Below are 21,044 nucleotides of genomic sequence, written 5' to 3'. Positions count from 1 at the left end.
CACTTGTCGGCCGATTCCTGTCGGAACTTGTTCCATGGATTATATATTTATTGTGTGAATACCAAAAATTTGCTTAGGCTTCCGAACGACAGTTGCGCGGATTGTCGTCGACGCCACCCGCTTCTGGAGCGTGCCCTATGAACGAATTCGTACAGGTCCGGTTCGGCACCGTCTATCCGGTCGAGCCATCCGTCAGCGCCCAGGTCGAGTGGATCTGGCAGCGGCTGGGGGAGGAGGCGATCTTTGCCTCGCGCAGCGACGGGGCACTCAGCCGGACGATGAATTCGGCCATTCTCTATCACCCCAGCTTTGCGGCGGCACTTGCGCACCGGCTCGCCCAGAAAATCGCCAATCACGATCTCGACGGCGAAGAGATGATGATGGTGATCAACCAGGCGTTTCTCAGCGATCCCTCGATCATCACCGCTGCGGCGGCCGATCTCGTCGCCGTCAAGGAGCGCGATCCGAGCAATGCGGAGATCCTGACGCCGTTTCTCTATTTCAAGGGGTTTTTGGCGCTGCAAGGCCAGCGGGTCGGCCATTGGCTCTGGCACCATAGCCGCACCCACATGGCGCGGCATCTGCAGAGCCGGATTTCCGAAGTCTTCGGCGTCGATATTCATCCGGCGGCGCGCATGGGCCGCGGCATCATGCTCGACCATGGCAGCGGGCTGGTCATCGGCGAAACAGCAGTCGTCGAAGACGATGTCTCGATCCTGCAGAACGTCACGCTGGGCGGCACCGGCAAGGAAAGCGGCGACCGGCATCCAAAGGTGCGCCGCGGCGTGCTGATCGGCTGCGGCGCAAAGATTCTCGGCAATATCGAGATCGGCGAGGGCGCCAAGATCGGCGCCGGCAGCGTCGTTGTCTCGCCCGTGGCGGCCTATACATCTGTGGTCGGTATCCCGGCCCGCCCTTGTCGGCCGCTCCTCGCCCGACAAGGGCATGCCCGGCGTGACTATGAAACAGGCGCTGGATGAGCCGGATTACGTCATCTGACGTGGCTCAATGGGGCTTGCGGGATCGCGGCGCGCGAATGCGGCAATTGATGCTCGGCACCGATCTGCTGTGGGAGACGTGTCTTAACGCCATCGAGGCGACAGCCGATGGCAATTAATCCCTGGCTGCGTCGAACGGCGTGGACAAGCTCGCTTCAATTCCGATCGTTCCGCACTACATATCCATCACGCCGAAATCCGGATCGTCAAAATGCAAGAAGTGAAAGTCAAGACCCGCCCTACCGGCGCCAATGCAGTGCTTGGCCGCAACGGTTTTCCGCACATTACCTCGGTCACCGGCGGCGAAATCGATATCGTCACCGGCGCCTCGCAGCCGGGCTTCAATCCGCTCGACCTGCTTTATGCCTCGCTTTCCGCTTGCCTGGTGCTCAGCGCCCGGATCGCCGCGAGCCGCATGGGCGTGCTCGACAAGATCGAGCGGATCACCGCCGATGTCACTGGCGAGAAGGCGCATGACGGCCTTTCTCGGGTGGAAAAGTTCAATATCGTTTTCAAGGTCGAAGGCGATATCGACGGGGAAACGCGCTCGGCGATCATCTCGGCGGCGGAGGACGAAATCTGCACCGTCAGCAACACGATTCGCGGCAATCCGGAATTCGTCACGACGGTGGCCTGAGGCCCTGTTCAGGCGAGCGCTGCCACCCAGTCATCCGATGCCAGCGCGTTGCGGTCGAGCGACCGGTCGATCAGACCGGATTTCATCATCACTGCCCGGTCGCACATATGGGCGATCACGCCGGGGTCGTGGCTGACGAGGATCAGCGTCATGCCCTGCGAGCGCTTGAGATCGTTGAGCAGGTTGAGGATTTCGGCTTGCACCGAGATGTCGAGCGCCGAGGTCGGCTCGTCGAGCAGCAACAGTGACGGCTTCAGCAGCAGCGCCCGGGCGATGGCCACGCGCTGCCGCTGGCCGCCGGAAAGCTGGTGCGGATAGCGCGCCGCGATGTCCGGCGATAGGCCGACCTTCCCGAGCACGTCGATGACCTGCCGCGCGATGTCGCGCCCGCCGCGGATCGCCAGCGGCTCGCCGAGCGTGCGGCTGATACGGTGGCGCGGGTGCAGCGACGAATAGGGGTCCTGGAACACCATCTGGATATTGTCGCGCAGCCGGCCGGTTATCTTGCGGCCGGGCTGCAGCATGTCCCCGAAGACGCGGATCGAACCCTGCCAATGGGTGTTCAAGCCGGCAATCGCCCTGAGAACCGTGGTCTTGCCGCAGCCGGACGGGCCGACGAGGCCGAATGTCTCGCCTTCACCGACCTCGAAGCCGACGCCCTTTACCGCGACGAAGCGGCTGCCTGATGTCTCGAAGCCGATCACCAGGTTGTCTACCGAGATCGCATTCATGGCGCGTCTCCGTAGACGGGCAGCCGTGTGCCATAGGTCCTGGCCGATGGCTGCGCAGCCCAAAGCGCCTGCGTATAGGCGGACTGCGCCTGGGCGAGATCGGCCGATGCCATTTGCTCCTCGATCTTGCCCCGGCGCATCACCACGACACGATCGGCATAGCGCGACACCTGCCTGAGGTCGTGGCTGATCAGCAGCAGGCCCATGCCGAATTCGGTGGTCAGCGAGCGCAGCAGCGTCAGAATCTGGTCCTGCAGTGCACGGTCGAGTGCCGAGGTCGGCTCGTCGGCGATCAACAGTTTCGGCTGGTTGATGATCATCGCGGCGATCATGACGCGCTGGCCCATGCCGCCGGATAGTGCTGCGGGGTAGCTGGCATAGACGCGTTTCGGGTCAGGCAACCCGACCTTGGCGAGCATGTCGAGCGCCTTTTCGCGCCGCTCCGCGGCACCGAGGCGGGTGTGGAGCAGGAGCGCTTCCTCGACCTGCCGGCCGATCTTATGGGCCGGGTTGAGCGAATATTTCGGGTCCTGCAGGATGAGACTGATGTCGTTGCCGCGCAGTCCGTTCCAGCCGGCCGTGGAGAGCGTGCGCAGGTCTCGGCCATCGAAGCGAAGCGTTTTCGCCTGCATTTCGGCGCTCTCAGGCAACAGGCCCATGATGGCGCGACCGGTCATGGATTTGCCGGAGCCGGATTCGCCCACCAGGGCAACGACGTCGCGACCGACCGACAGCGAAATATCGTCCACCATGCGCACAGATCCGGCTTCGGACGGAAAGCTGATCGACAGGCTTTGGATGTCAAGCAAGGGCTCAGCCATGGCGGGGATCCAATATATCGCGCAGGCCGTCGGCGATCAGGTTGAAGGCCAGCGAAATCGCCAGGATGGCAAAGCCGGGGACAGCCGCGACCCACCACTGGTCGAAGATCACCTGCGTGCCATCGGCGACCATGGAACCCCATTCCGCCGTCGGCGGCCGCACGCCCAGCCCGAGGAAGCCGAGGCCGGCGGCGGCGAGGATGATGCCGGATAGATCGAGCGCCAGGCGGATGACGGCCGAGGGCAGGACAAGCGGCAGGATATGGCCCCAGAGCAGGCGGATACCGCGAATGCCGACCATTTCGGCGGCGGCGAGATAGTCGCTGCGGCGCAAGGCCGCCGTTTCGACGCGCGCCTGCCGCGCGTAGGCCGGCCAGCTCGTCAGCGCCAGCGCCAGGGCGCCGTTGATCAGGCCCGGCCCCATGATGGCGACGAAGGCGAAGGCGAGCAGCAGCCGCGGGAAGGACATGACGATGTCGGTGAAGCGCATCAGGATGCGCTCGGTCATGCCGCCGAAAAAGCCGGCCAGGATACCGACGAGAATGCCGAGCGGCGCCATCAGCAGAACCACGACGAGGACGAGCAACAGGGTGGGCCGCGCGCCATAGATGAGGCGTGAGAGGATATCGCGGCCGAAGGCATCCGTGCCCAGCCAATGGGCCGATGTGGGCGGCATCAGCCGGTTGGCGGTGTCCTGGAGGATTGGATCATAGGGCGCGATCAGCGGCGCCAGCAGTGCCACGAGCAAGATCAGCGCGACGACTGCTCCGCCGATCGTGGCGGATGGCGAGCGCAGGAAACGCGTGGCGAAGGACGGTTCGGCAACCGGGTGCTCGACGATCGCGCTCATCGGCGGCCCCCCACCTGGAGCTGCAGGGCGCCGAGATCGGTCAGCGTGTTGAGCAGCACGAAGGACGTGCCGACCACAAGCGTCGCGCCGAGCACGGCTGCCATGTCGCCGGCGAACATGGCGGTGGTCAGGTAGCGGCCGATCCCGGGCCAAGCGAAGACGGTTTCGGTCAGTACGGCGCCTTCGAGCAGGCTGGCATAGGCGAGCGCCACGACGGTCAACAGCGTGCCGGCGACGTTCGGCAGGACATGGACGAGCACGACGCGGCGCATGCCGGCGCCCTTGGCTCTGGCGGTGGTGACATATTCCTGGCCGAGTTCGGTCAGCACCATCGAGCGCGTCAGCCGGGCGATCGAGGCGAGCGCATAGATTGCGAGCGCCGTCGCCGGCAGGGCGAGATGCGACAGCGCATCGCGAAAGGCGCCGGCCTTGCCGGAGAGCCAGGTGTCGATCAGCGCAAAGCCTGTGACCGGTTTGACCGTGTACTGGAAGACGATATCGGTGCGGCCGGGTCCCGGCGCCCAATGCAGCCGGGCATAGAAGAGCAGCAGCATCAACAGGCCGAGCCAGAAGATCGGGATCGAATAGCCGATCAGCGAGATGAGGCGCGCCAGCGCATCGAGCCAGCTTCCCGGCCGCATGGCGGCGAGAATGCCGAGCGTCAGCCCGATCAGGGTGGCAAAGACAATGGCGACGGTGGCGAGTTCGATGGTTGCCGGAAATGTGCGGGCGATATCGCTCGCCACTGGCTGGCCGGTCGAGGTCGACAGGCCGAGATTGCCGGTCAGCGCCGTCTCGACATAGCGGACGAATTGCAGCGGCAGCGGTTGGTCGAGGCCCAGTTCGGCGCGGGCGGCGAGATAGGTGGACTGGCTGGCATGCTCGCCGACGAGCTGCAGCGCCGGGTCGACGGGGGCCGCGCGGGTCATGGCGAAGGTCACCAGCGCCAGGCCGAGCAGGGTGAGTGCGAAGGACCAGAGCCATTTGGCGAGCGTCCAGGCGAAAGACAACTCCCGCCAGCGTCGCCGTGGGCGGGAGTCATCGATCTCGGTTTGCGACGGGTTTGCCGTCTCTGGCACTTATTTTTCCACCTTGTCGTAATAGACCTGGTCAGCGTTCAGGCCCTGGGCATAGTTCTTCACCTTGTCGCTTAGCACGACCTCATCATTACCCTGAAGGGTGAAAACGTAGGGCGAGCTTTTCTGGATCTTCTTCTGCAGGTCCTGATAGAGCTCGACGCGCTTGGCCGGGTCCTGTTGCTTGACGGCGGCGAGCGTCTCGTCGGTCAGTTCCGGGATCACCCAGCCCGCCTGCTTGGCGACCGTGTTGGCGGAATTGTCCTTGTTGATGGCAAAGGCGCTGGCATTGGAATGCGGGTCGAAATAGTCCGGGATCCAGTAGCGCAGCGTCATCTCGTATTTGCCGGCGCGGCCGCGGGCATAGATCTCGCTGGCGACACCCGGCTGGATGTCGAGCGTGATGCCGGCCTGCGCGAAGGTCGATTGCAGCGATTGCGCGATCGACAGGAAGGGCTGGTCGTTGAAGACGATGAATTCGATCTTGAACGGTGTCTTGATGCCGCCGTCGGCAAGGATCTTCTTGGCCTTCTCGACATCGAGCTTGAACGGCGTGTCGGTCAGCGCGCCGGGGAAGCCGACCGGCAGGAAGGCCTGATGCACCGTGCTCTGGCCGCGCAGCAGGTTCTTGGCGATGCCGTCGTAATCGACGAGATAACGTGCCGCGTCCCAGAAGGCCGGATTGCCGAGCGTCGGATTGGCCTTGGAATTGATCAGCACATAGTCCGTGCGGGCCGAGGGGACGGAGAGGACCTTGACGCCGGACTTGCTCTTCAGCGCATCGATCTGGTCGGCCGACAGGCCGCGGGCGATATCGGCGTCACCCTGTTCGACGAGCAGCCGCCGGGCGCCGACATCCGGCACGTTGCGGATGATCAGGTTGGGCAGGGCTGCCTTGTCGGACGAATTGGCGTTGGCCTGCAACACCAGAGCCTCATGCGGCGTGTAATTGGCGATGACATAGGCGCCGCTGCCGGCGGAATTGATCTTCAGCCAGCCATTGCCGAAATCATTGTCCTTGACCTGGGCGGTGACCGTCTTTTCGTCGACGATCGAAGCGATCGGCGCGGTGAGCAAGGCGAGGGCAAAGCCCGGACCGACATCGGCGCTCCAGGAAAGCTTGACATGCTTGTCGTCGACCTTGGTGACGGCGGCATCGACGCTGTCGGCCTTCCAGCCGAGCTCATTGAGGATGAAGGCCGGCGCCTTGTTGAGTTTGACCGCGCGCGTCAGCGAGAAGATCACGTCCTCGGGGCGCACCGGATTGCCGGAGGCGAACTTGGCATCAGTGAGCGCGAAGACCAGGCTCTTGCCGTCCTTGCCGGCTTCCCAGGAAGCGGCGAGCGCCGGCTCGATCTTGGTCCCGTCCTGGCGGTTGGACTGTACCAGCCGCTGGTAGACATTGTTGAACGACTGGACCGTGGTCAGCTCGAAACCTTCGGCCGGGTCGAAGCTGACGGCATCGTCGATCGACTGCGCCACGACGAGAGTGTCGCTCGGCGTTTCGGCATGCGCGAACGGAGCGCCGAGTGCGAGAACGGCGCCGAAGACGCCGCCGAGCAGTTTTTGCCTGATGGTGATGGTCATGGTGGACTCCCTTTGATCGGATGGCGGTAAGATCAGTCTTGTTTTTCGGCGAAGGCCGCGAGTTCGGGGTCGAAATCGACCTCGACGACGTTGTTGAACACGGCGGTGGCGATCATGATGCCGGCGAAGGCTGTGAGATCGACCAGGGTTTTCGGCTGGTAGCGCAGTTTCAGCGCCGCCCAGATATCGGCCGGCACGGCATTGGAGTTGGCAACGATGGCGCGGCCGAAGCGGGCAAGCAGGGCTTCTTCTTCGGAGAGCACGAGCGCGTCGGGGTCGAAGCCGGCGTTGATCAGTGCCCTGCGGAAGAACGTCACCGCGATCTTCGAGTTCAATGCCTTGGAGATCGCATGCGAAAATATCCAGATGGCGCGGTCGTCGATGACCGGCAGCAGCTCGGTACGCAGGGTGAACCATTCGGCATAGATGCGATGCGCCTGCGGCGAATGCAGCAGCGTGCGCTTCATATTGGTCATGCGCCCGCGGGCGGCGATTTCGTCGTCATGCGCTCGGCGGATATCCTCGGCGGCGGTGTCGTAGTCGATTTGCGGGATTTGGCTCATGGACGCCTCGCTTGCGTGGGTAGGAAGTTACACCGGGGCCTGGATGAAGGTGAGAGGCGCATGATCTAACTTGGTGGCCACTGGACGAAAAATATTCTACAGACTAATTCTATAGAGAAAGTGTTATATGAGCGACCCTATTACCAGTTCATCGATGAGGAAAATCGACATGAAAATCAAAGTGGTTATCGGCAATCCTTCGGCGGGCGGTCGAACGACGGAACTGGCCGTGGCCGTTGGCAAGGCGATTGCCGGTCTGGTCGGCACGTCGGATGAGGTCGAGGTGATCGAGCTCTCACACCATGCCGCGGGCCTATTCGACTGGAATTCGGAGAGCGTCAAGGCGCTGACGAAGAGCGTCGCCGAGCCCGGTCTCGTGGTTTTCGCCACGCCGACCTACAAGGCGAGCTATACTGGCCTGCTCAAGGCTTTTCTCGACCGCTACGACACCGGCGGACTCAAGGGCACCGTGGCAATCCCCGTCTTCACCGGCGGCGCGCCCGATCACTCGCTGGCGCCGAACCACACATTGCGGCCGCTCTTGGTGGAATTGGGCGCCAGCGTGCCGACCGGGAGCCTCTATCTCGTGACATCGCAGTTCGATGGGAAGGACGAGATCGTGACGAAGTTTGTCGACGCCGAGCGCTATCCGCTGCTCGGCGCAGCCCACGGGCTCGCCCTTGCCGCCAAGGCGAACCGAGCGTGATTGCAAACCTGTTCTATGTACTGCTGACAAATTTCCGGCGACAACGAGGTGCGGTCAGAAGCCGCCCTCGTAGGCGATCCGCCCGAGTGTCATCGGTATGATTTGAAATCCATTTGGTCGGCTGCGAAATCCCGGTTGGTCCAATCGATCTCTGACAGCGTTCCTTGCCAATTCCAGGTCGGAATACAGCCCGATGTCCTTTGTTTCTGTGCAGTTCCACTCATCGAGATAGGAATGTAGGACATACCACAAGCCATCTTGGCTTTCCTCGATCTCGAAATCCAAGGCCGTAGCCAGGTCTGTGGGTATCTCCGGCTCTGGCATCTCGTTGGTGCCGATCATGGTGACAAAACCCTCAGCCCACTCGCCATAATTGAGGGTGCGATTGTCGACAAAGAAGCCTTTCTGATGATCAACGAATCCTGGTTTCTCCTTCAAACGGCGAACGACCGCTCTCGCTTGCTCTCGGGTTCGAAAAATGCCGATTATTTTGAAATGATCGCAAAACGTATCATCTTCAAAATCGTGAACAATACTCCATACGATCTTTCTAGACATCTCTTTTGCGCCATATCGCCAATGTCGGCACGCTATCAGCGGACGATCCACAACTCATCTGGAAAATGATTCAACACTGCTTTTAGGGAGCAGTCATGTTCCGGTGATCGATGCCTGCTGGGGAATTGGAGCTCTTTCAACCTCTTGTTTCTCGCAAGGCGCTGGACCAGGCTCACAAGTCTCGGCGAAGCTGCAATAAAGCCGTAGGACTCATTGACGGCGGGCAAGTGTCAGGTCGATTTCCACCAGCGCATCCCGGCCCAGCCTGGCGACGCCGACCGTCGTGCGGGCGGGGAAGGCAGCCTCGTCGTTGAAATAGCGGTGATAGACGGAATTCAAGCCCGCATAGTCACGTTCGAAATGGCTGAGATAGATGCGGGCGAAGACAGTGTCCGAGAGGCGATAGCCGGATGCCTCGACGATCAGCGCAAGATTGCGGAAGACGAGCTCCGTCTGCTGCCCGATCGATGCCGGCAGCGCTGCGTCCGGATGGGCGGGATCGATCGGCAATTGGCCGGTGACGAGCAGGAAGCCGTTGGCCTCCACCGCATGTGAATAGCGGGCGGTTTTTGGCGGTGGAGCGGCTTTGTCGGTTTTGATGTAGCGGGTCATGATGGAATCCGGACGGGGTGGCGCAGCAGGGAAGAACGCCACCCCGCCTGTTCAGGCTGCCGCAATCGCCTGCTCGAGATCGGCGAGGATATCCTCGGGATGCTCGAGGCCGATAGACAGTCTGACATAGCCCGGTGTGACGCCCGTGGACAGCTGATCCTCGGCGGAGAGCTGCGAATGGGTGGTGGTCGAGGGATGGATCGCCAGCGACCGCGCATCGCCGATATTGGCGACGTGGTAGAAGAGCTGCAGAGCGTCGATGAAACGCCGGCCGGCATCGCGACCATCCTTGAGTTCGAAGCCGACAAGCGCGCCGAAATTGCCGGGTTTCAGATATTTGTCGGCATTGGCCTTGGCCGTGCCGGTCTGGAATTTCGGGAAGATGACGTTCGACACTTTCGGATGGGTCTTGAGATAGTCGGCGACGATCTCGGCATTGCGATTGTGCTGGATGAGGCGCAGCGGCAGGGTTTCCAGGCCTTGCAGGAACTGAAAGGCATTCTGCGGGCTGATTGCGGCGCCGAGGTCGCGCAACAGCACGGCGCGGGCACGCAGGATATAGGCGAAGAAGCCGATCTTTTCCGCCTTTTGCAGCCAGGTGGCGCCCTGGTAGCTCGGATCGGGCTCGTGCAGGGTCGGCAGGCGTTTCGGATAATTGGCGAAGGGGAAAGTGCCGCTTTCGATGATCGCGCCGCCGATCGAGGTGCCATGACCGCCGATATATTTGGTGGTCGAATAGACCACGACGGCCGCCCCGTGCTCGAACGGGCGGATGATCAGGGGAGCCGCGGTGTTGTCGACGATCAGCGGGATGCCGAAGCGGCGGCCGATGCCGGCGACCTCGGCGATCGGGAAGACTTCCAGCTTCGGATTGGGCAGGGATTCTGCATAGTAAGCGCGGGTCTTGTCGTCGGTGGCTCGGGCAAAGGCTTCCGGATCGGTCGGGTCGACGAAGCGGGTCTCGATGCCGAAGCTTTTCAGTGTTGCGGCAAACAGCGCCCAGGTGCCGCCATAGATGCCGACGGCGGAGACGATGTTGTCGCCGGCGCGGGCGAGGTTGAGCACGGCGAAGGCCGAGGCCGCCTGGCCGGAGCCCAGCGCCAGTGCCGCGACGCCGCCTTCGATTTCGGCGAGCCGCTGCTCGAAGGCATCCTGGGTCGGGTTGGAGACGCGGGTATAGAGATGGCCCGGCGCTTCGAGCGCGAAGAGCTTGTCGGCACCTTCCGTACCCGGCAATTGGAACGAGGTCGACTGGTAGATCGGCACGGCGACCGCGCCGGTGGTCGGGTCGAAGCGATAGCTGCCGCCATGCAGCGCGATCGTTTCCGGATGCCTGCTCTTGAACAGCGCAGTTCCCGCGGGCGGGGCGGGCGTGGTCGGGGCGGCCTCGTCGGGGTTGAGATGGAGGTTCATATCCGGCTCCTTTGGCTCGGCGTTGATGGATCAGGCGGTCTCGGCGACCTTTTGCTGTTCGGTGATCAGGTCGGCGTGATGCGCCTGGGCGACGTCGGGATGCGAGCGTAGCCGCGACTTGAGGAAATTGCGGCCGACTTCGCTGAACAGCGGGTTGAGTGGATCTTGGGTGACGCCGCGCACCTGTTTTTGCAGGTCCTCCGGCAAGGTCAGGACTGGTACGGTGGCGGAGAGATTGGCGCCGAGGAAGAAGGCGACGGACATGCGGTCCGTACCGGCCTTGGGTGTCACCACTCGGTGAATATTGGCGCGCAGGAAGCCGTTCGAGGCCATTTCCAGGATCTCGCCGGTATTGATGACGAAGGTGCCGCGCACCGGCTTGGCCTCGATCCAGCCGCCATGGCCGTCATCGACCTGCAGGCCGGCGCCGGTATCCTGCAGTAGCAGCGTCACGAAGCCCGAATCCTTATGGGCGCCGACACCCTGGTCGGTCTCGGTTTTGTCGCGGCCGGGATAGCGGATGATCTTCAGCAACTGGTTGGGACCGCCGGCATAGATCGGCGCGAACACATCGGGCGATTGGCCGAGCGCCTCGGCATAGGCCTTCAGCACGCGGATGCCGACCGAGGTGACGTCGGCGATCCATTGCTCGATTGCCGGTTTCAATTCGGGCAGGGCGGAGGGGTACTGGTTGGGGCCGACCAGCCGCTTCCAGGGCGGATCGCCGGCATTGACGGTGAGCCTGTCGCGGCTGGCGCCGAAATCGACCTGCTCGCGCCAGTCCTTCTGGCCGCGGGTATATTCGAGGCCGGGACCGTTATAGCCGCGGAAATGCGGCGAGTTCTTCATCTGGATTTCGACTTTGTCCTCATCCGATAAGGCGAAGAATTTCCGCGACAAAGCCAGCACGCCGTCGATGCGCTCCTGCGGGATGCCGTGGCCGGAGAGATAGAAGAAGCCGAGCGTATGGGCGATATTGCGCAATTCCGCGAGCGCCGCATCGCGTTCCGGATGGTCCGGTGCGAAGCGCTCGAGATTGAGGATGGGCAAGGATTGTTCAGCGGCCACAGCGCACTCCCTTTCTTTCGTCTTTTTCCTGCCGGTTGTCTCCGGCGCGGTGATGGTGCGACGATAGGCTGTGCGATGCGATAAAGCAATATTGTCTATAAAAAAGATATAAAAATATGAAAAATAACGATAAAAATACTATATTAGCAAATCGCTTCGTACGGATTTTTCGTTGATTGCAGCGCTGGCGCAAACTCGTTTCACTCGTGATCGAAAAGTTAGAACATAAAATCTATAAACTGTATTGATTAAGCGAAAATGCCGCCTATGCTTAGGCAATCGGAGCCTGCAGGGGCAGCGCTCATATCCGGAGGGAATGATATGACGGATCAGGACAGCAAGTCGTCCAGCGCCAGCCAGGCCGGCGTTTCGCGGCGCACGGTGCTCAAGGGTGCGGCGCTTGGCACGGGCGTGGTCGCCGCGGGTGCAATTGCCGGCAACAGCCTGTTCACCCCGGCCATCGCCGGCCCAGCGCCGCATATCCGGCTCGCCTGGACGGAAGTGGCGGCCTGCCATTCGCCGCTCGGCTTCGGCGTCGCCAAGGGTTTTTACAACAAGCACAATCTCGACGTCGAATTGTTCTACCAGGGCGCCAGCGGCCAGACGCTGATCCAGGCGCTGGCCACCAACAAGGCCGATGCCGGCGCCGGCCTGATCGGCGACTGGCTGAAGCCGCTGGAGCAGGGCTTTGACGTCAAGCTGTTCGTCGGCTCGCATGGCGGCTGCCAGCGGCTTATGGCGTCAAAGGAATCCGGCATTACCGATCTCGCCGGCGTCAAGGGCAAGACCATCGCCACCTATGGCATTGGCGCGCCGCCGCAGGTCGCTTTCCAGGTGACGCTGAAGAAGGCGGGCATCGATCCGGAAAACGACGTGACCTGGAAGGCCGTGCCCTTCGATCTCGTCGGCGAAACGGTCAAGCGCGGCGATGCGGATCTCGCCGCCCATCTCGACCCTTGGGCCTATTCGATCGAAAAGAAGTTCGACTTCAAGCTGATCGCCGACACCCAGACCGGCGTCTACGAGAACCATACCTGCTGCGTGCTCGGCGCCAATGGCCCGTTCCTGCAGGCCAACAAGGATGCGCTGCGCCGGCTCGCCGAGACCAATATCGAGATCCACGAATATGTCTCCGGCCATGTCGAAGAAGTGGCGCAATGGTATCTCGAAGCGCTGAAGCCGGCCGGCCTCAGCCTCGAGGACCTTGTCGCGGTGATCGGCAATCTCAGGACCCACAATCATCCGATCGGCCCGGAACTGGTGGAGCAGATTCGCATCACCTCGGAAGACCTGAAGCTCGTCAAGGTTCTCGACCCGTCGACGGACCCGAAGGAGTTCGCCGAGCGCATCACGGTCAACCTCCTGGCATAAGGACCAAAACCATGACGGACGCCGCGCCGACCTTTGTCGACGACCGGATCGGCACCCTGTCCTTGCGGCAGGGTGTCTGGACCTCCGGTTTCATTGCCGCCCTGTTCTGGGCGCTGACGGCGATCGTCACGGTCGCCCTGCCGGATGTGATCGCCTGGGGCAGCGGTCCGCTGTTCGCCGCCATCATGGGGACAGGGGCGATCGTGCTTGCAGCACTTGGCTTTGCCGTGCCGCGCATGGGTGCGGCCGGCGCCAAATTCACTTATTACGGCCCGTGGCTGATCGCGCTCGGCGTCTGGTTCCTGCTCTGGGAATATGCGACCGCCAAGACCGGCTGGCTGCCGAAACCGTTCTTCTCGCCGCCGCATGGCCTGCTCAACGTCTATGTGGTCGAATGGCAGCGGCTGCTGATCTGCATCGCCTATTCGCTCAGGCTCTGGGGGCTCGGCTTCTTTTCCGGCATTGCCGTGGGCTTCGTGCTTGGTGTGGCGCTCGGCTCGTCGGTGCGGTTCAATTATTGGGCCATGCCGGTGCTGAAGCTGATCGGGCCGGTGCCGGCGACGGCGTGGATTCCCGCGACCTTCTATTTCTTCCCGACCACGTTCGACGCTTCGATCTTCATTGTGGCGCTCTCCTGCGGCATTCCGGTGGCGATCCTCACCGCTTCCGGCGTCGCCTCGGTCAACAAGGCGTTTTATGACGTCGCCCGGACGCTGGGGGCGGATTCGCGCTACCTGATCACCAAGATCGCCATTCCTGCGTCGCTGCCGCACACTTTCGTCGGCCTGTTCATGGGCCTCTATTATTCCTTCGCAGTGCTGGTCGTCGCCGAAATGCTCGGCGCACGATACGGGCTCGGCTGGTATATCCAGTTCCAGACGGCCTATTCCGGCTATGCCAATGTCTACGCCACGATCGTCATCATGGCGCTGCTCTGCTCGGGAATCGTCAAGCTGCTGTTCGTCGCCCGCGACCGCCTGCTGACCGGCCAGGAAAGAGGGCTCATCTGATGAACGTCACCGTCAATCCATCTGCCGTCGAACGCCGCGCCATCGCGCTCGATGTCGAGAATGTCTCGCATCACTTCGTCATCAATGGCGAGAGGCTGGCCGTGCTCGACAATGTCGACCTTTCGGTCAAGCCGGGCGAGTTCATCGCGCTGCTCGGGCCGTCCGGCTGCGGCAAGTCCACGCTGCTGCGCCTCGCCGCCGGCCTCGATACGCCGCGCCAGGGCCGGTTGCTGGAAGAAGGGGCGCCGATCACTGCGCCCGATCCGTCGCGCATCCTGGTGTTCCAGGATCCGACGCTGTTTCCCTGGCGCACGGTGCGCAACAATGTCGCCACCGGGCTCGAAGCGCGCGGCCTGCTCAAGACGCATGCATCGCGCGTCGACGAGGCGCTGAGGATCGTCAAGCTGGAGAAATTCGCCGATGCCTATCCCAACCAGCTTTCGGGCGGCATGGCGCAGCGCGTCGCCATTGCCCGGGCGCTGGTCAACGATCCGCATCTGCTGCTGCTCGACGAGCCCTTCGGCAAGCTCGATTCGCTTACCCGTCTCGGCCTGCAGCAGGAATTGACAAAACTCTGGCAGGATGCCGGCTTCACCGCGATCCTCGTCACCCATGACGTCGAGGAGGCGCTGCTGCTCGCCAATCGCGTCATCGTCTTCAGCGACCGGCCGGCGCGCATCATTCACGAAGTGAGTGTCGACAAGCCCTATCCGCGCAAGCGCGACGATGACGCCCTCGTGCATCTGCGCCAGGAACTGCTCTCCAAACTGGGCATCGTCCATGACTAGGATCTCGCTTTCCAACGCCTTGCTGATCGTCGGCGGCGTGCTCACCACGCTTGCCATTCTCTGGTGGTGGGTGGTCTTCGACGAACTCTTGAAGACCAATACGATGACCTTTTCCGAGGTCGTCCCCTGCCTGGCGCGCAACACCGATATCTGCTCGCTGGCAGAATCGCTCTGCCGGCAGGACCATTTCCTCGGCATCCGCCGCTACTCTGCTGAAGCCTTCTGGAGCGCCGGCGGGCTGCTGCTGGCTGCCGTGGCCATGCGCTCGTTCCGAGTCGGCCAGGCGCGCTGAGATGGCATTTCCGCAGCCGGATTATGCCCGCAATATGCGCCTGCTCGGCCATTCGGATCAGGGTGGACGCGGCGACGGGCTGCAACTGATGGTGCATCGCGGCCATGCCTATATCGCCCACCCCTGGTCCGGCGGGTTTTCGATCATCGATGTGCGTGATCCCAAAAGGCCTGGCGAGTCGACTTTCGTGCCGGCGCCGCCGAAGACCTGGACGATCCATCTACAGACCCATGACGACCTTTTGCTGGTCGTGCATGCGCTCGACCTGTTCGCAGAAGCTGCCTTTGCCGATGAGAAGGATTATTACACCACTTCGATTGGCGATACGCTCGGCACGGCCGGTGGCGCCATGAAGACGAGGCCGTGGTCTGCGGGCATGGCGATCTATGACATTTCCGTGCCTGCCCGGCCGTCGCGGATAGGCTTCTTCCCGGTCGATGGTGTCGGCATTCACCGCATCTGGTATGTCGGCGGCCGCTGGGCCTATGTCTCGGCGCTGATCGACGGCTTCACCGACTATATCCTCTTGATCGTCGACCTCGCCGATCCGACGAAGCCCGTCGAGGCCGGACGCTTCTGGCTGCCGGGCATGAACAAGGCCGCCGGCGAGACGCCGACATGGAGCGAGGGGCGGCGCTATGCGCTGCATCATGCCGTGGTCGAAGGCGATATCGCCTATGCCTGCTGGCGCGACGGCGGGCTGACGCTGATCGATGTTTCCGACAGGACTAGGCCGCGGCTGATCGTGCATCGCAACTGGTCGCCACCCTATGGCGGCGGCACGCATTCGGCGCTCCCGCTGATCGACCGCGACCTGCTTGTTGTCGCCGATGAGGCGGTGGCCGACAACGAGGCGGATGGCCGCAAACACACTTGGGTGTTCGACATGCGCGCGCCTGTAAATCCGGTGTCGATTGCGACCTTTCCCATTCCCGACGAGGCGGATTATTCGGCCAAGGGCGGTCATTTCGGTCCGCACAACCTGCATGAAAACCGCCCCGGAACGTTCCGGTCTTCCAGCCTGATCTTCGCCACCTGGCAGAATGCCGGCATCCGTGCCTTCGACATTTCCGATCCCTACCGGCCGAAAGAAACCGGCGCCCTGGTGCCGGCCGCACCTGAGCGGATGATCGACCGCCGCCCGCGCCCGAAGGTGATCCAGTCTGCCGATGTGTTCGTCGACCCCGCCGGGCTGATCTACGCCACCGACTACAATGCCGGGCTCAGCATCATTGAATATGGCGGATAACAAGAGAGTGGCGGTCCGCGCCACCGGTTCAACAGCAACCGAACCGCCTGGCTCCTGGCCGGCGGGCATTTCGAAAGGAAGCACAGCCATGGGTTCCCAGGCAGAAAGCAAGATCGACTATTCGCAACATCCGCGCGTCAACTCGGCCGATCCGGTGCCGCCACGGCCGCATCCGGCCAAGCCCGCTCACATCATCAAATCGGATGCCGAAGCGATCGAGGTGGCGAAGAAGCTTGCCGAGACGTTTTCCGAGGGAGCGGCTTTCCGCGATCGCGAGGGCCTGCTGCCGCTCGAAGAACTGGACCTTTATTCGCAGAGCGGCCTCTGGAGCATCAACGTGCCGAAGCAATATGGCGGGCCGGGCGTGTCCTATGCGACGCTGGCCGAGGTGATCAAGATCATTGCGTCGGCCGATTCCTCGATTGCGCAGATCACCCAGAACCATCTGGCGATATCAGGCCATATCGACCTCGACGGCACGGAAGCGCAGAAGAAGGAATTCTTCGGCTGGGTGCTGAAGGGCCTGCGCTTCGGCAACGCCTTCTCGGAACTGCACAGCAAAACCGTCGCCGCCTTCGAGACGAAGGTCAGCTATGACGGCGCCGAGGCGGTGGTCAACGGCGAAAAATTCTACACAACCGGCGCGCTGCTGTCGCACATCATCCCGATCGTTGCCGTCGACGAGACCGGCCAGGGCTTCCTCGTCTTCACCGAGCGCGATGCGCCGGGGATCACCGTGACCAACAATTGGTCGAGCTTCGGCCAGCGCACCACGGCGTCGGGCAGTGTGCGGATCGACAATGTCCGCGTGCCGCTCAGCCGGTTGCTGCCGGTGGCTGCCTTCGATCGGCCGACCGTTGCCGGCCCGGTGTCGCAGATCATCCAGGCGGCGATCGATGCCGGCATTGCCAAGGGTGCGATCGAAGACACGATCGCCTTCATCAAGACCCAGTCGCGGCCCTGGATCGACAGCGGCAAGGAAACGGCGGGCGAGGACCCGTTCACGGTCTCGGCGATCGGCGATCTGGAAATCCGGCTGCACGCAGCCGAGGCGCTGCTGCACATCGCCGGGCTTGCGATCGACAAGGCGCAGGTCGAGGCGACCGAGGAAAACGTCGCCCAGGCGACGGTGAAGACGGCGGAAGCCAAGGTGCTGACCACCGAAATCGCCATCCTCGCCACCAACAAGCTGTTCGAACTGGCCGGAACGCGCTCGACGCTCGCCCAGCACAATCTCGACCGGCATTGGCGCAATGCCCGGGCGCACACGCTGCACGATCCGGTGCGGTGGAAATTCTTCCATGTCGGCAATTTCTATCTCAACGGCATCAACCCGCCGCGCCATCCCTGGAGCTGAGCAGGTTCCGGAAAAGTGTCGCACTGTTTTCCGACAAGAACCTGCGACAAAGCAAAAGACTAGCCAGGTCGAATGACGAGGGCCGCCGCCTCGCATCTCAGTGCTCACGCTGTGATGTGGGGCGGTTGGCCGCTTTTTCTCAACGGAGCCCTGCGGGCCGCCATCGTGCGGTTTTGGGGATGAGACGATGACCAAGAAGAAACAGATCCTGCTCAACGCCTTCAACATGAACTGCGTCGGCCATATCAATCATGGCTTCTGGACGCATCCGCGCGACCGTTCGTCGGAATATAAGAACCTGTCCTACTGGACCTCGCTGGCGCAGACGCTGGAGCGCGGCCTGTTCGACGGCATCTTCCTCGCCGATATCGTCGGGGTCTACGATGTCTATCAAGGCTCGGTCGACCTGACGCTGCGCGAGTCCGTGCAATTGCCGGTCAACGATCCGATGATGCTGGTGTCCGGCATGGCGGCGGTGACGAAACATCTGGGCTTCGGCGTCACCGTCAATGTCAGCTCCGAAGCGCCCTATACATTTGCCCGACGCATGTCGACGCTTGACCACCTGACCGGTGGCCGCATGGGCTGGAACATCGTCACCGGCTATCTCGATAGTGCGGCCCGCGCGCTCGGCCTCGACAAGCAGGCGGAGCACGATTCTCGCTACGACCGCGCCGACGATTATCTCGACGTGCTCTACAAGCTCTGGGAGGGAAGCTGGGACGACGATGCCGTGATCGTTGATCGAGCGCGCCGCATCTTCGCTGACCCGTCCAAGGTGCGGCCGATCGCGCATGATGGCCCGTTCTACAAGTCGCACGGCTATCATCTGTCGGAGCCGTCGCCGCAGCGCACGCCGGTGCTCTACCAGGCCGGCACGTCCGGCCGCGGCCGGGAATTTGCCGCCAAGCATGCGGAATGCGTGTTCATCAGCGCCGGCGACAAGGCCGCGGCGCAGAAGACGTCGCGGGCGCTGCGGCAGGCCGCAGTCGCCGCCGGCCGCCGGCCCGACGACATCAAGATCTTCGTCGGCATCACCGTGGTTGCCGACCTGTCGCAGAAGGCAGCCGAGGAGAAGCTGGCGGAATACCGGCCCTATGCCAGCCCGGAGGCGGGATTGGCGCATTTTGCCGCCGGCACCGGCGTGGATTTCTCCCGTTACGGCCTCGATGATCCGATCGCCTACGGCACGTCGAACTCCATCCAATCCGTCACCCAGCTGGCGCAGCAGCGCGGTTGGACCAAGCGCCAGCTGCTGAAGGAAGTCGCGATCGGCGGGCGCTATCCGGTGATCGTCGGCGATGCCTCGCATGTGGCCGACGAGCTCGCCTCCTGGATCGAAGAGGGCGAGATCGACGGCTTCAACATGACCCGCATCGTGATGCCGGAGAGTTACGAGGACTTCGTCGACGTGGTCGTGCCGGCTCTGCAGGATCGCGGCCTCTACAAGACCGCCTATGCCGAGGGCACGCTGCGCAGCCGCCTGTTCGGCGAGGGTGACCGCCTGCCGGCGCGGCATACGGGTGCCTCGTTCCGATGGTCCGAACAGCCGACACGTGCAGCCGGACTTGCCTGATCCTTGCCGCCGCGGAAGCGGATTTCCGCGAGGCGATCCGCTCGATAATTCATTCACTTGGAAGGAAGAAACGATGTTACAGATCAACGAGAAACAGCTGCAGAGTGGGGTCGCCCAGGCTGAACGCGGCTGGGGCAGCGGGCCGACACAGAACTATGAGCAGATCGCCGCGCCGTTCCGTCCCATCTTCGCGGAGATCGAGAGCGAAGCGGTTCGCCGCGATCTTGAACGCGACCTGCCGTTCGACGCGGTCAACAAGCTGAAAGCCGCCGGCTTCGGCGCGGTGCGGCTGCCGGTCGACGCCGGCGGCAAGGGTGCGACGCTGCCCGAACTGGCGAACCTGCTGATTGAACTGTCGGAGGCCGATTCCAACATTACCCAGATCCTGCGCGGCCATTTTGGCTTCACCGAGGACCTGCTGAACTCCAAGATCGAGGAGCGGCGCAAGCGCTGGTTCGCCCGCATCGGCGGCGGCGAAGTCGCCGGCAATGCCTGGACGGAGATCGGCGGCGGCGCCAATATCGAGCGCTTTTCCACCCATGTTTCCGCCAATGCCGATGGGCTAATCCTCAACGGCGCGAAATATTACACGACAGGGTCATTGTTCGCCGACTGGATCGACACAGGTGCCTCCGACAGCGAGGGCAACGCGATCGGCGTCGCCGTGCCCCGGCATGCTCAGGGCGTCGACGTCATCGACGATTGGGACGGTTTCGGCCAGGTGCTGACGGCGAGCGGCACCACGACCTTCACCAATGTCTCTGTCGCCGCCGAGGATATCAGGGTCGAGGAGGAACGCTTCAAATATGGTGCGGCCTTCTACCAGATCTATCACCTGGCGACGCTGGCCGGCATCGGCCGGGCGCTGACCAATGATCTCGCCAAGGCGGTGGCGGCACGCAAGCGCACGTTTACCCATGCCAACGGCCCGCTTTCGAGCCAGGACCCGCAGGTGCTGCAGGTGGTCGGGCGGGTGCGCGGCGCGGCCTATAGCGCGGGCGCCATCGTATTGCAGGCGGCAGCCGCGGTTCAGCGGGCGTTCGAAGCGCATTTCGTCGACGATGCCGAGGCGGAGGACCGTGCCAATATCCAGGCCGAACTCGAAGTCGCCCAGGCGCAGACGGTGGTCAGCGATCTGATCCTGCAGGCCGCAACCATCGCCTTCGATGCGCTGAGCGCCTCGGCCACCCGCAAGCCCAACGGGCTGGATCGGCATTGGCGCAATGCCCGGACGCTTTCTTCGCACAATCCGCGCATCTATAAGGACCGCATCGTCGGCGACTACGCCGTCAACGGCACGCCGCCGCCGTTCCAGTGGCGCATCGGCAGCGCGCCGGCCTGACGCAAATAAAGCGGCGCGGTCCCGGGATCGCGCCGCTCCAGTTTCGATCGGAATACTTTTCTCTCAAAGCCTTTTGATTTGGAACACAGCTTCTGCCGCGATCTATAAATACATTATATCTATAGATTATATGTATGAGGCAAGCGATGACCAAGCCGATTCGATTCAACGCGTTCGAAATGAACTGCGTCGGGCACCAGTCGCCCGGTCTGTGGGCGCATCCGAGAGATCAATCCTGGCGCTACAAGGATGTCCGCTATTGGTCGGAATTGGCTGAGAGCCCGATTTAAAAGTAGTTGAGCGATAACAGCAGGTTGTGATTCCCTTTTGGTGCTAAATCAAAATGGGGTTTCCGATGACCTGGACTGCTATCGCTCGGCGTGAGCATAACCGAGACGCGCTTCGTTTTCCAAGTGATTTGACGGAAGTGATTTGACGG

21 protein-coding genes are annotated in these 21,044 nt (G+C 62.6%); 11 read left to right on the top strand and 10 right to left on the bottom strand.

Annotated elements, in window-relative coordinates; all coding sequences use genetic code 11:
- Positions 1-137: 137 nt before the first annotated feature.
- Both cysE and AC1DYF_RS27575 read left to right on the top strand, forming a co-directional pair.
- Positions 138-980, top strand: a complete 843-nt coding sequence (gene cysE, locus AC1DYF_RS27580; protein WP_477880408.1) for a serine O-acetyltransferase — start codon at positions 138-140, stop codon at positions 978-980.
- A gap of 229 nt (positions 981-1,209) precedes the next feature.
- Positions 1,210-1,635 (top strand): OsmC family protein, encoded by a 426-nt coding sequence (locus AC1DYF_RS27575; protein WP_477880406.1) that lies wholly within the window; start codon positions 1,210-1,212, stop codon positions 1,633-1,635.
- A gap of 8 nt (positions 1,636-1,643) precedes the next feature.
- Here the strand turns inward: AC1DYF_RS27575 and AC1DYF_RS27570 are convergent, their stop codons facing one another.
- The 6 genes from AC1DYF_RS27570 to AC1DYF_RS27545 are packed head-to-tail and all read right to left on the bottom strand — an operon-like array spanning position 1,644 to position 7,263.
- Positions 1,644-2,366, bottom strand: coding sequence for an ABC transporter ATP-binding protein (locus AC1DYF_RS27570; protein ID WP_477880405.1), 723 nt, complete (start codon positions 2,364-2,366; stop codon positions 1,644-1,646).
- On the bottom strand, positions 2,363-3,187 hold the full coding sequence (locus AC1DYF_RS27565; RefSeq protein ID WP_477880404.1) for an ATP-binding cassette domain-containing protein: 825 nt from the start codon (positions 3,185-3,187) through the stop codon (positions 2,363-2,365). The genes AC1DYF_RS27570 and AC1DYF_RS27565 overlap by 4 nt, the downstream gene beginning before the upstream one ends.
- Positions 3,180-4,037, bottom strand: coding sequence for an ABC transporter permease (locus AC1DYF_RS27560; protein ID WP_477880402.1), 858 nt, complete (start codon positions 4,035-4,037; stop codon positions 3,180-3,182). Before AC1DYF_RS27560 ends, AC1DYF_RS27565 begins: the two co-directional genes overlap by 8 nt.
- Entirely contained in the window at positions 4,034-5,116 is a 1,083-nt protein-coding gene (locus tag AC1DYF_RS27555) for an ABC transporter permease (RefSeq protein WP_477880401.1), read from the bottom strand. The genes AC1DYF_RS27560 and AC1DYF_RS27555 overlap by 4 nt, the downstream gene beginning before the upstream one ends.
- Positions 5,117-6,700, bottom strand: a complete 1,584-nt coding sequence (locus AC1DYF_RS27550; RefSeq protein ID WP_477880399.1) for an ABC transporter substrate-binding protein — start codon at positions 6,698-6,700, stop codon at positions 5,117-5,119.
- Positions 6,701-6,732: 32 nt separating this feature from the next.
- The gene (locus AC1DYF_RS27545) at positions 6,733-7,263 is read right to left on the bottom strand and encodes a carboxymuconolactone decarboxylase family protein (RefSeq protein ID WP_477880398.1); all 531 of its coding nucleotides are present in this window, start codon (positions 7,261-7,263) and stop codon (positions 6,733-6,735) included.
- A gap of 169 nt (positions 7,264-7,432) precedes the next feature.
- Here AC1DYF_RS27545 and AC1DYF_RS27540 point away from each other — a divergent pair, with 169 nt between their 5' ends.
- Complete coding sequence (locus AC1DYF_RS27540) at positions 7,433-7,969, top strand: NADPH-dependent FMN reductase (protein ID WP_477880396.1); 537 nt, start codon at positions 7,433-7,435, stop codon at positions 7,967-7,969.
- A gap of 54 nt (positions 7,970-8,023) precedes the next feature.
- On the opposite strand, the gene AC1DYF_RS27535 is transcribed toward AC1DYF_RS27540, so the two are convergent.
- The 4 genes from AC1DYF_RS27535 to AC1DYF_RS27520 form a co-directional block, all read right to left on the bottom strand.
- Positions 8,024-8,527: a hypothetical protein gene (locus tag AC1DYF_RS27535; protein WP_477880395.1), complete on the bottom strand. Its 504-nt coding sequence runs from the start codon at positions 8,525-8,527 to the stop codon at positions 8,024-8,026.
- 210 nt (positions 8,528-8,737) lie between these two features.
- Positions 8,738-9,139, bottom strand: coding sequence for a RidA family protein (locus tag AC1DYF_RS27530; protein ID WP_477880393.1), 402 nt, complete (start codon positions 9,137-9,139; stop codon positions 8,738-8,740).
- Positions 9,140-9,190: 51 nt separating this feature from the next.
- Positions 9,191-10,552: an O-acetylhomoserine aminocarboxypropyltransferase/cysteine synthase family protein gene (locus AC1DYF_RS27525; RefSeq protein ID WP_477880391.1), complete on the bottom strand. Its 1,362-nt coding sequence runs from the start codon at positions 10,550-10,552 to the stop codon at positions 9,191-9,193.
- A 30-nt stretch (positions 10,553-10,582) separates the two neighbouring features.
- Positions 10,583-11,620 (bottom strand): isopenicillin N synthase family dioxygenase, encoded by a 1,038-nt coding sequence (locus AC1DYF_RS27520; protein WP_477880389.1) that lies wholly within the window; start codon positions 11,618-11,620, stop codon positions 10,583-10,585.
- Between the two features lie 321 nt (positions 11,621-11,941).
- Between AC1DYF_RS27520 and AC1DYF_RS27515 the strand changes: the two genes are divergently transcribed.
- The 8 genes from AC1DYF_RS27515 to AC1DYF_RS27480 all read left to right on the top strand — a co-directional run bounded on the left by AC1DYF_RS27515 (position 11,942) and on the right by AC1DYF_RS27480 (position 20,605).
- The gene (locus tag AC1DYF_RS27515; RefSeq protein WP_477880387.1) at positions 11,942-12,991 is read left to right on the top strand and encodes an ABC transporter substrate-binding protein; all 1,050 of its coding nucleotides are present in this window, start codon (positions 11,942-11,944) and stop codon (positions 12,989-12,991) included.
- A gap of 11 nt (positions 12,992-13,002) precedes the next feature.
- Positions 13,003-14,001 (top strand): ABC transporter permease, encoded by a 999-nt coding sequence (locus tag AC1DYF_RS27510; protein WP_477880386.1) that lies wholly within the window; start codon positions 13,003-13,005, stop codon positions 13,999-14,001.
- Positions 14,001-14,789, top strand: a complete 789-nt coding sequence (locus tag AC1DYF_RS27505) for an ABC transporter ATP-binding protein (RefSeq protein ID WP_477880385.1) — start codon at positions 14,001-14,003, stop codon at positions 14,787-14,789. The genes AC1DYF_RS27510 and AC1DYF_RS27505 overlap by 1 nt, the downstream gene beginning before the upstream one ends.
- On the top strand, positions 14,782-15,081 hold the full coding sequence (locus tag AC1DYF_RS27500) for a hypothetical protein (RefSeq protein WP_477880383.1): 300 nt from the start codon (positions 14,782-14,784) through the stop codon (positions 15,079-15,081). Before AC1DYF_RS27505 ends, AC1DYF_RS27500 begins: the two co-directional genes overlap by 8 nt.
- Position 15,082: 1 nt before the next feature.
- A complete protein-coding gene (locus AC1DYF_RS27495; RefSeq protein WP_477880382.1) occupies positions 15,083-16,330 on the top strand; it encodes an LVIVD repeat-containing protein in 1,248 nt (415 codons plus the stop codon).
- 88 nt (positions 16,331-16,418) lie between these two features.
- Complete coding sequence (locus AC1DYF_RS27490; RefSeq protein WP_477880380.1) at positions 16,419-17,687, top strand: SfnB family sulfur acquisition oxidoreductase; 1,269 nt, start codon at positions 16,419-16,421, stop codon at positions 17,685-17,687.
- Between the two features lie 187 nt (positions 17,688-17,874).
- Entirely contained in the window at positions 17,875-19,263 is a 1,389-nt protein-coding gene (locus AC1DYF_RS27485; protein WP_477880379.1) for an LLM class flavin-dependent oxidoreductase, read from the top strand.
- A gap of 73 nt (positions 19,264-19,336) precedes the next feature.
- The gene (locus AC1DYF_RS27480; protein WP_477880378.1) at positions 19,337-20,605 is read left to right on the top strand and encodes an acyl-CoA dehydrogenase family protein; all 1,269 of its coding nucleotides are present in this window, start codon (positions 19,337-19,339) and stop codon (positions 20,603-20,605) included.
- Positions 20,606-21,044 lie beyond the last annotated feature (439 nt).

It is taken from the genome of Rhizobium sp. P2_G9 (assembly GCF_056403475.1).
Note: the sequence above shows the minus strand (reverse complement) of the source record. Positions and strands in the feature narration are given on the sequence as shown.